Raw genomic sequence first — 15,265 nt, forward strand, 5'->3', positions numbered from 1 at the left:
CGGGCGAGACGCCCGCGCTCCGAAACAACGCCCCCCCTTGGAGCACGGGCGTCCCGCCCGCCCTTTCGAAATGAAAGCGCTCCCCCTGGGAGCACGGGCGTCCCGCCCGCCCTTTCGAAATGAAAGCGCTCCCCCTGGGAGCGCGGGCGTCCCGCCCGCCCTAGGCAGGAACCTCGGAGCGGGGCGCGATGAGATCCAGGGTTTCCTGCAGCTGCGCCCGCTGGTCGCGCACGGTGGCGGCCTGTTCCGGCAGTTCCAGGGCCGCCAGGATGGCCGCCATGCTGTCCAGGGTCACGATCAGCGACGGCACCGCATGCACCGGGTCGACGCCGACCACCTCGTGGAACAGGTCGACCGCCTCGAGCGAACGGTCGAGCCCCTCCTTGAAACGTCCGGCATCGTGGCAGCGTCCGGCCAGGTTTCCCGTGGCCTGGGCCAGGGAGAGACGATGGGCGGCGCTGTCCGCCTGGAACAGCATGCGGGCCAGATCTACCGCCTCGGAGGCGTGGGCCAGGGCCTTGTCGGCCTGACCGGCCCCGGCCAGGGCCGCCGAGGCCTGCTGCAGGGTCAGCACCAGCAATTGGATCACGGCGGCCGGCGGCGATTCGCCGAACAGGCCGATCAGCAGCCGGCGGGTATCGATGGCCTCGGGCCACAGGCCGATTTCGGTGAAGGCCATGGCGGCGCGATGCAGGGCCTCGACCATGGAGCCGAGAAATTGCTGACCGACCTCGCCGCCGCCCCTGAAGACGTCCACCGCCTGGGCCAGTTCATCGACGGTGCCGGCGGTGTCGCCGCAACGCATCTTGAGCCCGGCCAGGTTGATCAGCGACGAGACCAGGACGAAGCGCGCCTGGTCGGGACGGCTTTCCATGGCCTGGCGGGCACGGTCCACCGCGTCGGCGCCTACCGCCTGCGCCTCCTCCAGATGGGAGGCCTCGGCCAGCAGGTTGGATTGGGAATTGAGCAGCGAGGCCAGCTGAACCGCATAGGATTCGGGCTGGGCCTGGGCCAGGGCGCGATAAAGCGCCAGCGATTCCGAGACCGCCAGCAGACCGGCATCGGCGTCGCCGCCGGCGATCTGCAGATTGCCCAATTGCCACAGGCACTCGGCATGGGCGGGATAGATGATACCGGGATCGAATTCCAGGCGGCGGCGGAAGTCGGCGGCCAGGGCGCCTAGGCGCGCAATCTCGGCGCCGGGCTCGGCGGGCGGGGACGAGGTCAATGGGATTCTCCTTTCGCGAGGCCCCTTCTGGGCCCGGACTCAACCCGAGCGCATGCGCTCGCGAGGGTAGTCTAGGCGCCCAGGGTTAACACTTCGTTCGAGGCAGGATCTCGATGGATTCAAGACGCCCTTTCAGGCTGAACGTCTTGAAGATCTGCTCGATATCCTCCGCCACGCCGTTGGCGTGATAGTTGAGCGACATCTCGAATTCCGGCAGGGGATCGGTGCTGCCCATGGGGAAGAACGCCATGCGCATGGGCCAGGCCGGCGAATTGAGCAATGGGCTGCTGATGGTGGCGGGCTGCGGCGCCATGGCACGGCCGATCTGGGCGCTGGTCTCCAGCGCGCCCTCCTCGCCCTGCCCGTCGAACAGCGGCCGCGCCAGGATGCGGCCGCCCTTGTTGGCGGTCTCGATCAGCCGGATGGTGTGGGCGGTGGGAAACAGCGTCCCCTTGGGCAGCTTGATGGTCCGCGCCTCGGGCCTGGTATAGCTGGCGATTCCGCCCTGCCCGACGCCCTTGAGCTTGGCCGAGCCCTCCACCTCCTCGGTCACCTGCCCCTCGCGCGACTGGCGCACCCGGAAGCGGTAATTGAGGCCGTCCTTGGATTCCCAGCCCAGGAAATCGGTGGTGGTCGCCACCTGCCCACCCTCGGAATAGGCATAGGTGATCACCAGCCGGAATTCGGTGATCCAGCCGTCGCAGGCGTCGATGAACTGATAGGTCCAGGCGCCGTTGGCGTTGGCCATGCCGCTGCCCGAGCGCGAAGCCGACAATCCCATACGGTAGGTGGCGCGATGGGAGGCCAGTTCAGCGGCATGAGCCGCCTCGGCCCCGACAATCGCCAATGCGGAGACGAGGCACCCCGACACCACCCCAATACTGCGCTTCATCAAATCCTCCGACGGGAAATCCCGTAATCATTATACACCGCCCGCGTCCGCCCACCAGAACAGACCGGGCCCGGCAGAATTTTCCTGGCCTTCCGGCAGGATTTTCCCGCCACGGCGGCTCGCCGCCCGCCGGAACGCCGGTTTTCCGCCGGTTTGGCCTGGCACGCGACCTGCATCTTAAGACATTGGGTTCGGGCCCCGGCTTTTGGAGGAGGTGGCGAATGACATTCGAATTTTCACCCGACTGGATGGAAGCCCTGCTGCGCGCCCCCGACGTCGCCTCGACCGTCATGGGCACCTCGCCGCTGATGCCGCCCGCCGCGCCGCCCACCCATCCCGATGCCAGGGAGGTGGCCGCCCTGGTCGGCGAACTGTTCGCCGAAGGCACCTTGTCCGTCGAACAGTTCCACACCCTGCTGGCCGCCCCCGAACTGGAACCCTATCGCCACGCCACCCTGCAGCCCGCCGAAAAGACGCCATGAATATCGGATCGACCCTTCTGCGCCTGTTCTCCGACCGCCCGCCGCCCGAAGCGCAGCGCCTGGAGCCGCGCCTGGGCAACGGGGTCGAGAAGCAATCCGCCACTGAGACGCCGCCCGAGCCCCTGGTCGCCCTGCCGCCGCCCTCGGCCCCGCCCGAGCCGCGCTTCGACCTGCGCAACATCTCGCCCAAGGAATTCGCCGACGTCACCCACGAGCTCTACATGGAAGGCACCCTGTCCTGGGACGAGTTCCAGATGATCGGCTTCCCCACCGAGCTCCACCCCCGCTACGACGAAACCATCGGCGCCCTGACCGGCGAACCGGCCCGCCCCGACCACCCCAAGGACATGCTGGCCCGCTGGGAATCCCGCGTCGAATTCGAACGCAAATACAACCCCGACGCCGACCAGGTCCGCATCGCCGAGAACGCCCTGGCCAAACTCAACTGGCAAACCCAGCCGCCGGTGAAGATGAGCGCCTGACCCAGGCTGTCATCCTGAGCAGCGCGAAGGATCTTTCACGCACGGCAGGCAGGGGGGGGAGGGACTCCTTCGGAGGCTTCTTGGGCTCCGCCCAAACCCGCCAAAGGGCGCGGCCCTTTGGGAACCTCGGATTTAGGCCGAATAAGCTCTTAGACATATCTTTCAAGCAGCTTGGACACGCGCCATCAACGCCGCCTTCAAAACCTGAAGCGGAGAGCGGCCGTCATTGAGCCGCTCAAGCCACCACTCCGTTTTCCTTTGCAGGCCATCCGCAACGGGCCCCGCACGGTAACGTCCCAATGAAACTGATAGTAATCCGACGGCGTTTCCAGACTCAAATATTGAGTCTGCACTCCGTAACGACGACGCCGCAAAGATCACTTTCAATATGTCATTACCAATAAAATCTAGCTGCGCCTCCACAGAATTATTCATTAAGTTAAATACAGGCTGCCTAGCATACGCCATTGGATCACTGAAGTTTGTTTTTGTATCAATCACAGCGGCGACCAACTCAACCGGCAACAGGGGATAACCATCATGAGCAGAAGCCGGAGGAGGTATATCGCACCCCACTACAGGAATTTTATGGATGATGATATCCCAACTCCTTGAGCGAACACCTTCACGCTCACGCCTAAATATCTGGGACGGGCCAGAAATACACCATCCTGATGGCAGCCAATCGCGGATCATCTGTTTTACTCTAGCTTCCATCCAAGGCCCAACAACAGGCATTCCTTGATGCAAGCTGGTCATTACTGATCTGAGATCATGGCAGAACTGTAATGTCTCCACATCATCAATCTCTTGGGTCTGTAATGAAATGCGGTGAAGATCTATCATTGCATCGGTCCCATCACGACCACTCAGATCAATCCCCCTACACCAACGTCTCTTCAACAATCCTCGGATTGCGGTCCTGCATGGCCAGCAGCACACGGGCGGGCGGGGCCTTCCGGAGTGCGGCGGCGGATGGCGGAGACGTCCGTCTGGGCGAAAATGTGAAGCACCAGGTCGGCAACCGCCCCCCCTGGGCATGGACCAGGGCTTCGCCCAGGCCCTGCATGATCCTTTCGGCAGCGCTACCCATCACTCTTGCTCTCTCCATTCCGCACTACGCCCATAAAAATGGCATACGCCAACCGCATACACGGATCAATGGCATCCTCCATTTGCCATGTTATCCCGAGCGAAGCCGATGGATCTCCGCCTGAATCGACCCGAACACCATGGAGCAGGATGAGATCCCTCCTCCCGATGGTCGTCGGGATGACAGCTCGCCACAACTCTCTCCAACCAACGGGCTCCCAAACTTTGGCGGGCATGGGCAGCGCCCATGAAAAAGGGGGCCATGAAGGCCCCCTTCCTCACTTCGACAGGACGGAAGGGCCCTCAGCCCTCCTTCACTTCTTTCTTCGGCTTGGGCAGGTCCACCTTGAGGTGGAGCTCGCGCAGGCGTTCCATGGTGACCTCGGCGGGGGCCTGCATCAGGAGGTCCTGGGCCTGCTGGTTCATGGGGAACAGGATGATCTCGCGGATGTTGGGCTGGTCGGCCAGCAGCATGACGATGCGGTCGACGCCGGGGGCCGAGCCGCCGTGGGGCGGCGCGCCGAACTTGAAGGCGTTGAGCATGCCGCCGAAATGCTCTTCCACGTGGGCGGCGGAATAGCCGGCGATCTCGAAGGCCTTGTACATGATGTCGGGGCGGTGGTTACGGATGGCGCCCGACGACAGTTCGACGCCGTTGCAGATGATGTCGTACTGGAAGGCCTTGATGGTCAGCGGGTCCTGGTTGAGGAGCGCGTCCATCTCGCCCTGGGGCATGGAGAACGGGTTGTGGGAGAACTCGACCAGGCCGGTTTCCTCGTTCAGCTCGTACATGGGGAAGTCCACGGTCCAGCAGAACTTGAAGACGTCCTTTTCCAGCAGGTCCAGCTCGTTGCCGATCTTGGTGCGGACCGCGCCGGCGAACTTGGCGGCGGGCAGTTCCTTGTCGCAGGCGAAGAACACCGCATCGCCGTCCTTGAGGTTGGCGGCGGCCTTGATGGCCTCGACCCGGGCGGGCTCCAGGTTCTTGGCGATCGGTCCTTTCGGACCGTCGGCGGCGAACTGGATGTAGCCCAGGCCGCCGGCGCCGTTCTCGCGCGCCCAGTCGTTCAGCTTGTCGAACCACGAGCGCGGCTGGCCGGCGGCACCCGGCGCGGGAATGGCGCGCACCACGTTGCCCTTGTCCACCAGCTTGGCGAACAGGCCGAAGCCGGAACCCCGGAAGGGCTCGGTCACGTCGGCGATGACGATGGGATTGCGCAGGTCGGGCTTGTCCGAGCCGTATTTCAGCATGGCGTCGGCATAGGTGATGCGGGGGAACGGCGCCGGGGTGACGGCGCGGCCCTTGCCGAATTCCTTGAACACGCCTTCCAGCACCGGCTCGATGGCGTTGAACACGTCGTCCTGGGTCACGTAGCTCATCTCGAAGTCGAGCTGGTAGAACTCGCCCGGCGAGCGGTCGGCGCGGCCGGCCTCGTCACGGAAGCAGGGCGCGATCTGGAAGTACTTGTCGAAGCCGGCGACCATGAGCAGCTGCTTGAACTGCTGCGGCGCCTGGGGCAGGGCGTAGAACTTGCCGGGATGCAGACGGCTCGGCACCAGGTAGTCGCGGGCGCCTTCCGGGCTGCTGGCGGTCAGGATCGGGGTCTGGAACTCGGTGAAGCCCTGGCCGATCATGGCCTGGCGCAGATAAGCGATCACGCGCGAGCGCAGCATCATGTTGGCGTGGACGTCCTCGCGGCGCAGGTCGAGGAAGCGATACTTGAGGCGCATGTCCTCGGGGTATTCCTGGTCGCCGGCCACCTGGATGGGCAGCACGTCGGCGATGGACTGGATCTCGATCTCGGAGACCTGCATCTCGATCTCGCCGGTGGGCAGGCGGGGATTGACGGTCTCGGCCGAGCGCTTGACCACCTTGCCGGTGACGGTGATGACACTTTCGGGCCGGGCCTTCTCCAGGGTGGCGAACACCGGGCTGGAGATGTCGATGACGCACTGGGTCAGGCCGTAATGGTCGCGCAGGTCGACGAACAGCAGATTGCCGTGGTCGCGCTTGCGATGAACCCAGCCGGACAGCCGAGCCTGGATGCCGGCATCCGCCGCCTTCAACTGACCGCAGGTGTGTGACCGATAGACGTGCATGAAACCCTCGTACGCGATGCGCCAATTCAAAGCGGGAAGAAGGCATCCCGGGCCATATTTTGTCAAGGCGGGATAACCCATTATTTACGAGTCGGGCAGCAAACTCGTTCTTGCCCCCCGGCCGGAGCGTGGACGGGATGCCGGCGACCAGAAGGTTCGTCGAATCTTGCCAGGATGGTGAGCCATGACCCACAACGCCACAGGTATGCGCGCCCTTCTGCGCAATCTCGATTCCCGCAGCCGCGACGTGGTCGCCCGCACCCTTGGGGTGCTGGGCTGCCGGACGCTACGCGTCTCGGACCAGGACGACCCCCTGGACGATTCCGAGATGATCGATCTTCTGGTGATGGACGCAGATTCCGACGTGGAGGCCACCTGCGCCATGGTCCGCGACATGCGCAGGGGGGTGGGGACCGAGAACGCCTTCGCGGTGACGGTGCTGATGACCTCGCTGGCCCAGACCGAGCATCTGGCCCGCCTGCTCGATTGCGGCCCCGACGCCATTTTGGAAAAGCCCGTCGATCCGGTGAAGGTCGCCGAGCGTATCACCGAGCTGACCCGCAAGCGCCGCTGCTTTGTGGTCACCGAGACCTATGTGGGCCCCGACCGCCGGGCGCGGGGCATGCGTCCCGGCTCGCCGCCCGCCGCCCGCGTTCCGGTGCCCAATCCCCTGCGTGAGACCACGCTGTCGGGCATGAGCCGCGACGAGTTGCGCGACCTGATCCGCATGACCCGCGAAGCCCTGGACCGCAAGCGTGCGGGATACGCCGCCGCTTGAGAAGCCGCCCGCTTGCCGGATCGCCCGCCAGGGTGTATCTGTGGCAGCCATGCCGATGATCTCCGACACCGTGTCGCTTGCGGCTTTTTGCCGCCGACTGAAATCCGCCCCGTTCGTCACCGTCGACACCGAATTCATGCGGGAGAAGACGTACTGGCCGCAGCTCTGCCTGGTGCAGGTCGCCGGCCCCGACGAGGCACGCGCCATCGATCCCCTGGCCCCGGGCATGGACCTGGCGCCGCTGTTCGAGCTGATGGCCGACACCAACGTCTTGAAGGTGTTCCACGCCGCCCGCCAGGACGTGGAAATCTTCCTGCATCTGGCCGACGCCATCCCGACCCCCATCTTCGACACCCAGATCGCCGCCATGGTCTGCGGCTTCGGCGACGCGGTGGGCTACGAGACCCTGGCCTCGCAGCTGGCCAAGGCCCGCATCGACAAATCCATGCGCTTCACCGACTGGTCCATGCGCCCGCTGTCGGAAAAGCAGGTCCAGTACGCCCTGGCCGACGTCACCCATCTGCGCGTCGCCTACGAGAAGCTGGTGCGCAAGCTGGAAAAGAACGGCCGCATCGAATGGCTGGCCGAGGAAATGGCCCTGCTGACCGAGCCCGGCACCTACCGGGTGGACCCGGAGAACGCCTGGCGGCGGTTGAAGCCCCGCTCCACCTCGCCCCGCTTCCTGGGCGTCCTGAAGGAACTGGCCGCCTGGCGCGAGCGCGAGGCCCAGGAGCGCGACCTGCCGCGCCAGCGCATCCTGCGTGACGAGACCCTGACCGAGATCGCCGCCCACCATCCCACCGACACGGCCGAGCTGGGCCGCACGCGCGGCATCGGCAAGGGCCTGGTGGAGGGCAAGATGGGCCTGGCCATCCTCGACGCGGTCAAGCGCGGCATGGCGCTGCCCGAATCCGACTGCCCCAAGCCCGGCGACCGGGTGGAAGTGCCCAAGGGCCTGGGACCGGTGGTCGAGCTCTTGAAGGTGCTGCTCAAGATGAAGTGCGACGAGCACGGGGTGGCGGGCAAGCTGATCGCCAATTCCGCCGACATCGACGCCATCGCCGCCGACGACGATGCCGACGTCCCCGCCCTGCACGGCTGGCGGCGCGAGCTGTTCGGCGAGGACGCGCTGAGGCTCAAGCACGGCCGCCTGGGCCTGGGCTTCTGCACCGACGGAAGGCGGCTGCGCACCGTGCCCATCGAGCCGGTGGAAGCGTGTACCGAGCCGGCGGCGGCCGACTGACTTGGCCGGGCTCGGTTATTCCGACGCCAAACGCCGGGCCGCCCAGGCCGCAACCGAAGCCTTTAATCAGGGCAGGGGGCTGGCCGCGGCCGCCCGCGCCGCCATCGCCGCCACCGATTCCTTCTTCGATCAGGTCCGCCGGGCGCTGAACCTGGATGAACAGGTGAAGCGCCAGGCCTGCGCCGCCGGCTGCGCCTGGTGCTGCCATCAGATCGTCGCCGTCTCGGCGGCCGAGCTGGAGCTGGTGGCCGAAGCCATCGCCGCCAAGGAACCGCAAGCCCGCGCCGCCATCGCCGCCCGCGCCAGGGAAGCGGCGGCCAAGGGCGCCGGCCTCGACCAGCGGCAATGGTGGGCGGCGCGCATCCGCTGTCCGCTGCTGGAAGACGACGGGCTGTGCGGCATCCACGAATCCCGGCCGCTGCCCTGCCGCGCCCATAATTCCGCCGATGCCAACGCCTGCCGCCGCTCCTTCGAGGGCGAGGCGGTGCGCACCCCCGTCCTGGCGGCGCAGCAGGGCGTCTGGGCCCATGGCCAGATGGGGCTGCTGGATGCCTTGGCGGCCGGCGGCTGGGAAGCCGCGCCGCTCAATCTCGCCCTGGCGCTGAACGCCGGCCTCAGCCGCCGCCCGTGAGATCCTTGGGCAGCCGCACCTGAAAGAGGCTGCCGCCGTCCGCCCCCGCCTCGACGGTGATCGAGCCGCCGTGCCCCTCGGCGATCTTGCGGCAGATGGCCAGCCCGATGCCGCATCCGTCATAGGCCTCGCGCTCAACCGCCCGCTGGAACACCCCAAAAATACGCTCGGCGGAGTCGGAAGGCACCCCGATGCCGTTGTCTTCGACCGTCACCTGCCAGAAATTGCCGAGGTCCGCGCAAGCGATCCGCACATGGGGAACGCTTCCCGGCACCACATATTTCAAGGCGTTGCCGACCAGGTTCTGGAACAGCCGCAGCAATTCCATGGCGTCACCCTGGACCTTGGGCAGGCCGGGCTGCACCTCAACCACCGCTCCGGACGAGGAAATGGCCGGTTCGAGATTGCTCAGCGCCTCCTGCACCGCCCGCGCCAGATCCACCGGGGCGAACGCCCGCTCCCCACGGCCGATGCGGGAATAGTCCAGCAGGCCGACGATCATGGCATCCATGCGCCGGGCCCCGTCCACGGCGAAATGGATGAAGTCGCGCAAATCGCCATCCAGCGCGCCGCCCAGGCGCCGTTCGACCAGGCTGATATAGCTGCTGACCATGCGCAAGGGCTGGCGCAGGTCATGGGAGGCGACATAGGCGAACTGCTCCAGTTCGGCATTGGATCGCGACAGCTCGGCGGTGCGCTCGGCGACCGTCTCCTCCAGCCGGTCGCGGTCGCGGCGCAGGCTCTCGGCCTCGGCCGCCAGCGCCGCCCCCACCCTTTCGGCTTCCAGGCGATACTGGACCGCCACCATCACCACCGCCGAGATGCTGGAGATGAATACGTTGACGGCGGTCAGGCCGCCTTCGCGCAGATAACTTTCCCCCACCGCCACACCCAGGCCGCCGGCAGCGGCCCGCACCGCGAACCAGAGGGTGATGAACCCCAGTACCCACCGGAACAGACGGTTGGTGAAGCTGGGCGGTCCGTGCCGCAGCAGCAGCGCGCAATGCCCCAGGAACGGCGCCATGATGAGCGACAGGATGGCGATGCGGATCTGAACATCGGGCTGATGGAAGGTGAACCACAGGAACGAGGGGATCAGGGCGGCCAGGGACAGCCCGTACCAGCGGTCGGCCGGCGGCCGCCCCACATGCACCGCAACCCCGCGATGCAGCAGGCACACGCTGCCCAGCAGCAATGCGTTGGCCAGAATGATCGACAGCAATGGATGCCAGTACCCCCTGAGGGAAATCAGCACCATGCCCAGGCCGGAGAGAATGGCGCTGGGCGCCCATTGCCGGCTGGGGGCATAAATCTCGCCCGGCCTCCAGCCGCCCTGGAACATCAGCCCAAGGACGATAAGCAGAAGCCCCATGGCGAATATGGCTGTGGGCACGTCTAGCACGAACATCGCACTAGACTTTAGTATTCACGCTTCCAACCGCCAAGCCGCAACTGGGCATAGCTGCTATGGCCGGGGAATGACCCGTTTTGCCTGATGGACCATGGTGTCCAGCGCCGACAGGAACCGCGAGCGGTCGGCCTTGGCGAAGGGCGCGGGACCGCCGGTCATGGTGCCGGTCTCGCGCAGCGTGTTCATCAGGTCGCGCGTCGCCAGGGCGTCGCCGATGGAATTCTCGGTCATGGGCTTGCCGTTGGGACGCAGCACCAGGGCCTGCTTGACCAGACAGCGCGACCCTAAGGGAATGTCGTTGGTGATGCAGATGTCGCCGGCCGCGATCAGTTCGGCGATGCGGTCGTCGGCGGCGTCGGGGCCTTCGGGCACGACGATCATGGTGATCAGCGGGTCCTGGGGCAGCCGCAGCCAGGCGTTGCCCACCACGGTGACGGCCAGGCCGTAGCGCCCCGCCACCTTGAACACCTCGTCCTTGACCGGACAGGCGTCGCCGTCGATGTAGATTTTGGTCATCTCAATTTCGCCCCTCAGGCGCCGGGCGGGCCAGCTCCGTGGCCCTTGGCTCACGCGGCATAAGCCGCGGCGGCCTTTGGCCTTGCCTCCTCGCGCCGGCCTTTGGCCGGCCCTTCGTCGGAATCACGTCACCCGCCGGAAGATCAGGGCCTCGCAGTCCAGAACCTTGGCCAGCCGGTCGAAGGAGCGGTCGCCCTCGAAGGTGAAGGCCGGGTTGTCGGCGGGCACTTCCAGGATCAGGTACTTGTCCTCGACGAACAGCCGGGTCTGGCGCAGCAGGTTGGGGGCGCCGCCCGACAGGGTGTGGGCCAGGCGCAGCGCCAGGCCCACCGTGCGGGCGCGGCGGAAGGCGCCTTCGTCCAGCAGCTGGATGAAGCGCGCCACCTCGGGCGAGTCCTCGTTGCCTTGGTAGCGGCAGAACACCGCGAAAGCGATTGCCGCGCGGTGACGGTGGCCCACCCCCATGAACGGCAGGCGCAGGATGCGCAGGAAGGCCTGTTCGGCGCGGTAGTCGGGATGCTCGTTCCAGAAGATGTCCGACACCAGGCAGGCGGCGTGGCGCAACTGCATCTCGCGCTTGCTCTCGGCGGGGAACAGCGGCGCCATCCAGGCCAGCAGCTCGTCGCCGTGCTCGGGAAAGCGCGAATTCAGCAAGGCCATGTGGCGGCACACCGACAGCAGCGGGTCCTCGTGCTTCAGCTTGTCGGGCAGCCGCTTGAGGAACTGGCCTTCGCGCATGCCGTAGATGGAGAACACCAGCCGCGACGGGCCGACGGCGCGGATCACCCGGGCCAGGATCAGCGCCGCCATGGGCAGGCCGCTGGTGCGCTTCTTGGAGATTCCGGGAATCTTCTCCAGCGACTTGCGGCTTTGGGTCGAGACCAGCTCCAGGATGGACAGCGCCTCGCGGGCGTCGAGGGAGAAATTGTCGAGCACGGTCAGCGGATGCTGGGTCTGACTGATGCAGATGCGCGCGATGGAGCGCCACGCGCCGCCCACGGCATAGAGGTTGCGCCCCCTGCCCTCGCCCAGCCAGGGAATATTCTTCAGGTGGCCATCGACGATGTCGGCGGCCTTGCCCTTGTCGTCACCCGAGGCCTCGGTCAGGCGCAGAAGACCCAGCGGCATGGTGACGTGCAGGCCGAAATCCTGGTCCTGGACCGTCACCAGCTCCAGCGAGCCGCCGCCTAAATCGGCGACGATGCCGTTGGCGTCGGGCGTGCCGCACAGCACGCCCATGGCGGCCATCTTGGCCTCCTGGCCGCCGGACAGCACCTTGACCTCGACATCGAAGCGCCGCTCGATCTCGCGCACGAAATCGGCGCCGTCGGCGGAATCGCGCACGGCCGCCGTGGCCAGCACGTCCAGACGCTCCACCTCCATGGCCCGGCACAGGGTGACGAAACGGCCCACCGCCACCAGGGCGGCCTCGACGCCTTCGGGCGACAGGCGGCCGGAACTGCCCACGCCCTGGCCCAGGCCGCACACCGCCTTTTCATTGAACAGCGGCACGGGCACCCGCTGCGCCATGTCGTAGACGCAAAGGCGGATGGAATTGGACCCGATATCGACGATGCCGATGGGTTCCTGGCGGAGCTTGATCTTCATGTCGGTCTAGGCAAGCTGCAGGTGTTTCGACTTGCGCCCGCGTTCGCCCGCGCTGCCGCGCCCCGACAGCGACGGATTGGTCATGAAGTAGGTGTGGGCGTTGAACGCGCCTTCCTCGGCCTTGAAGCGCTCGTAGACGCCGTCGGGACGCAGGATCCAGGTCTGGGCCTGATCCTTGAGGTTGGCCACCATGATCTGGTCGAGAATCTGGCGATGCACGGTGGGATTCTCGATGGGAACGAAGGATTCCACCCGCCAGTCCATGTTGCGCGGCATCCAGTCGGCCGAGGAAATGAAGATCTTGGCGTGACGCGACGGCAGGCGGTGGCCGTTGCCGAAGCAGATGACGCGGGAATGCTCGAGGAAACGGCCGACGATGCTTTTGACCCGGATGTTCTCGGACAGGCCGGGCACGCCGGGCCGCAGGCAGCAGATACCCCGGATCACCAGATCCACCTTCACCCCTTCCTGCGAGGCGCGGTAGAGCGCGTCGATCAGCTGGGGGCAGACCAGCGAGTTCATCTTGGCCCAGATGGCGCCGGGCTTGCCCTCCTTGACGTTGGCGATCTCGGCCTCGATCAGGGACAGCACCTTCTTGCGCAGGAAGATCGGCGCGATGGCCAGGCTTTCCATGCCGTCGGGCTTGGCGTAGCCGGTCATGTAGTTGAAGGTCTTGGCGGCGTCGCGGCACAGCGCCGGGTCGCAGGTGAAGAACGACAGGTCGGTATAGACCTTGGCGGTGATCGGGTGGTAGTTGCCGGTGCCGAAGTGGACGTAGGACACCAGGGTGCCGCCCTCGCGCCGCACCACCAGGGAAATCTTGGCGTGGGTCTTGAGTTCGAGGAAGCCGAAGACCACCTGCGCGCCGGCGCGCTCCAGGTCGCGGGCCCAGCGGATATTGGCCTCCTCGTCGAAGCGGGCCTTCAGCTCCACCATGGCGGTGACCGACTTGCCCGCCTCGGCCGCCTCGACCAGCGCCTTGACGATGGGAGAATCGGCGCTGGTGCGGTACAGCGTCTGCTTGATGGCCACCACCGCCGGGTCGGCCGCCGCCTGGCGGATGAACTGCACCACCACGTCGAAGCTTTCGAACGGGTGGTGGACCACGATGTCCTTCTTGCGGATGGCGGCGAAGCAATCGCCGCCGAAATCGCGGATACGTTCCGGGAAACGGGCATGGTAGGGCGGGAACAGCAGGTCCGGGCGCTCGTCGACGATCAGGCGCTTGGTATCCACCAGCCCCAGCAGGCCGTCGATCTCGAACACGTCCTCCTCGTCGGCGTGCATCTCGGCGATGGCCAGATCCTTGAGGTCCTGCGGAATGCCGGCGCCGAACGACAGGCGGATGACGTGGCCGCGCCGCCGCCGCTTCAGGGCGGATTCGAACACGCGGACCAGATCCTCGGCCTCTTCGTCGATATCCATCTCGGTGTCGCGGATCACCCGGAAATGGCCGAAGGATTCCATACGGAAACCGGGGAACAGCTGGTCGAGGAACAACAGCACGAACTCTTCCAGCGGCAGGAAGCGGATGCCGTCGCCGGGCAGGCGGGTGAAGCGCTCGATCTGGCTGGGCAGCGGCAGCAGGGCGCGCAGCACCTCGCCGTCATCCAGCTTGTAGAGATGCAGCACCAGGGCCGAACCGCCGTTGGGCAGGAAGGGGAAGGGATGGGCCGGATCGATGGCCAGCGGCGTCAGCACCGGGAAGACATGCTCCATGAAGCGGCCTTCCAGCCATTTCATGTCGGCCTTGGACAGCTCGGAACGGTCGATCACCGCGATGCCCGCCTGGCGCAGCTCCACCTTCAGCTCGCGCCAGCACTTCTTCTGGGCTTCCAGCAGCCGGGCCGCCTCGGAATTGATGGCCGCCAATTGCTGGGCCGGAGTGAGCCCGTCCTGGCTGGTGGTCATCACGCCGGCGTCCACCTGACCTTTGAGGCCGGCGACGCGCACCATGTAGAACTCGTCCAGGTTGGCCGCCGAGATGGACAGGAAGCGCAGCCGCTCCAGCAACGGATGGTGCGGATTGAACGCTTCCTCGATCACCCGGCCGTTGAAGGCCAGCCACGACAACTCCCGATTGATGAAGCGATCCTTGGATTCGATGTCGATGACCGGGATGTCGACGGCCTGCGCATGAGTCACGGCGTTTCTCCATTGGACGAGGCGTGGTGCGCCCCCGTTCATTTATATATCCTGATCGAAGCCCTGTCATGACCGAGGCGGTTACGGATATGAGAAAACTCTTTCTGCTGCGCCACGCCAAGTCCAGTTGGGACGACCCCTCGTCCGAGGATTTCGACCGCCCATTGAACGGGCGGGGCCGCAAGGACGCCAAGCGCATGGGCCGCCACATGGCGGAACAGGGATTTCGCCCCGGCATCGCCCTGGTCTCGGCGGCGGCGCGCACCGTGGCCACGTGGGAATTGATCGAGCCCCATCTGGAAGGCGTCCCGGTGGCCATCGAGGAGGAATTGTACGAAGCGGGCAAGTCCAGGCTGCTCGACCGCCTGCGCCGGATGGACGAGCACATGGATTCGGTGCTGCTGGTCGGGCACAATCCCGGCATCGGCCGCCTGGCCGAGGTGCTGGTCGACCATCACGGCGACCCCGCTTTGCTGGCCGAACTGGCCGCCAAGTTCCCCACCGGCGCCCTGGCGGAGATCGGCCTGGACATCGGCCATTGGGGCGAGTTGGAGGCCGGGCGGGGTCGGCTGCTGTCCTTCGTCCGCCCAAAGGATCTGGAGACGGCTTCACCCGTCGCCGATTCGGCTCTATAACCGTCGCCGCACAGTTCCGGCA

The 15,265-nt window shown here is 66.1% G+C and carries 14 protein-coding genes; 6 read left to right on the top strand and 8 right to left on the bottom strand.

The features are described 5' to 3' along the window. Positions 1-160: 160 nt before the first annotated feature. Entirely contained in the window at positions 161-1,228 is a 1,068-nt protein-coding gene (locus XM1_RS17045) for a hypothetical protein (protein ID WP_068435587.1), read from the bottom strand. A gap of 85 nt (positions 1,229-1,313) precedes the next feature. Continuing rightward, positions 1,314-2,120 carry a cell envelope integrity EipB family protein gene (locus tag XM1_RS17050; RefSeq protein ID WP_068435589.1) on the bottom strand — a complete coding sequence of 269 codons (807 nt, stop codon included), beginning with the start codon at positions 2,118-2,120 and terminating at the stop codon, positions 1,314-1,316. A gap of 221 nt (positions 2,121-2,341) precedes the next feature. On the opposite strand from XM1_RS17050, the gene XM1_RS17055 reads away from it, so the two are divergent. Continuing rightward, positions 2,342-2,602, top strand: coding sequence for a hypothetical protein (locus XM1_RS17055; RefSeq protein ID WP_068435591.1), 261 nt, complete (start codon positions 2,342-2,344; stop codon positions 2,600-2,602). Beyond that, positions 2,599-3,084: a hypothetical protein gene (locus tag XM1_RS17060; protein ID WP_068435593.1), complete on the top strand. Its 486-nt coding sequence runs from the start codon at positions 2,599-2,601 to the stop codon at positions 3,082-3,084. Before XM1_RS17055 ends, XM1_RS17060 begins: the two co-directional genes overlap by 4 nt. Before the next feature lie 162 nt (positions 3,085-3,246). Here the strand turns inward: XM1_RS17060 and XM1_RS24195 are convergent, their stop codons facing one another. Continuing rightward, complete coding sequence (locus XM1_RS24195) at positions 3,247-3,930, bottom strand: hypothetical protein (RefSeq protein WP_156428765.1); 684 nt, start codon at positions 3,928-3,930, stop codon at positions 3,247-3,249. A gap of 549 nt (positions 3,931-4,479) precedes the next feature. Then, entirely contained in the window at positions 4,480-6,276 is a 1,797-nt protein-coding gene (gene aspS, locus XM1_RS17070; RefSeq protein WP_068437971.1) for an aspartate--tRNA ligase, read from the bottom strand. Between the two features lie 184 nt (positions 6,277-6,460). On the opposite strand from aspS, the gene XM1_RS24200 reads away from it, so the two are divergent. From XM1_RS24200 to XM1_RS17085, 3 genes are read left to right on the top strand one after another with little or no spacing between them, the layout of a single operon-like run. Beyond that, positions 6,461-7,054 (top strand): response regulator, encoded by a 594-nt coding sequence (locus tag XM1_RS24200; protein ID WP_068435597.1) that lies wholly within the window; start codon positions 6,461-6,463, stop codon positions 7,052-7,054. Between the two features lie 49 nt (positions 7,055-7,103). Then, positions 7,104-8,297 carry a ribonuclease D gene (gene rnd / locus XM1_RS17080; protein ID WP_068435599.1) on the top strand — a complete coding sequence of 398 codons (1,194 nt, stop codon included), beginning with the start codon at positions 7,104-7,106 and terminating at the stop codon, positions 8,295-8,297. Between the two features lies 1 nt (position 8,298). Next, entirely contained in the window at positions 8,299-8,928 is a 630-nt protein-coding gene (locus XM1_RS17085) for a YkgJ family cysteine cluster protein (protein WP_068435601.1), read from the top strand. Here the strand turns inward: XM1_RS17085 and XM1_RS17090 are convergent. From XM1_RS17090 to XM1_RS17105, 4 genes are all read right to left on the bottom strand, one after another. After that, positions 8,912-10,300: an ATP-binding protein gene (locus XM1_RS17090; RefSeq protein WP_156428766.1), complete on the bottom strand. Its 1,389-nt coding sequence runs from the start codon at positions 10,298-10,300 to the stop codon at positions 8,912-8,914. The genes XM1_RS17085 and XM1_RS17090 overlap by 17 nt on opposite strands. 93 nt (positions 10,301-10,393) lie before the next feature. Beyond that, the gene (locus tag XM1_RS17095; RefSeq protein WP_068435605.1) at positions 10,394-10,855 is read right to left on the bottom strand and encodes a YaiI/YqxD family protein; all 462 of its coding nucleotides are present in this window, start codon (positions 10,853-10,855) and stop codon (positions 10,394-10,396) included. 123 nt (positions 10,856-10,978) lie between these two features. Further along, positions 10,979-12,463, bottom strand: coding sequence for a Ppx/GppA family phosphatase (locus XM1_RS17100; protein ID WP_068435607.1), 1,485 nt, complete (start codon positions 12,461-12,463; stop codon positions 10,979-10,981). Between the two features lie 6 nt (positions 12,464-12,469). After that, entirely contained in the window at positions 12,470-14,608 is a 2,139-nt protein-coding gene (locus XM1_RS17105; RefSeq protein ID WP_068435609.1) for an RNA degradosome polyphosphate kinase, read from the bottom strand. A gap of 89 nt (positions 14,609-14,697) precedes the next feature. On the opposite strand from XM1_RS17105, the gene XM1_RS17110 reads away from it, so the two are divergent. After that, entirely contained in the window at positions 14,698-15,243 is a 546-nt protein-coding gene (locus XM1_RS17110) for a histidine phosphatase family protein (RefSeq protein ID WP_231920562.1), read from the top strand. Positions 15,244-15,265: the final 22 nt, after the last annotated feature.

The organism is Magnetospirillum sp. XM-1, assembly GCF_001511835.1.
Classification (GTDB): Bacteria; Pseudomonadota; Alphaproteobacteria; order Rhodospirillales; family Magnetospirillaceae; genus Phaeospirillum.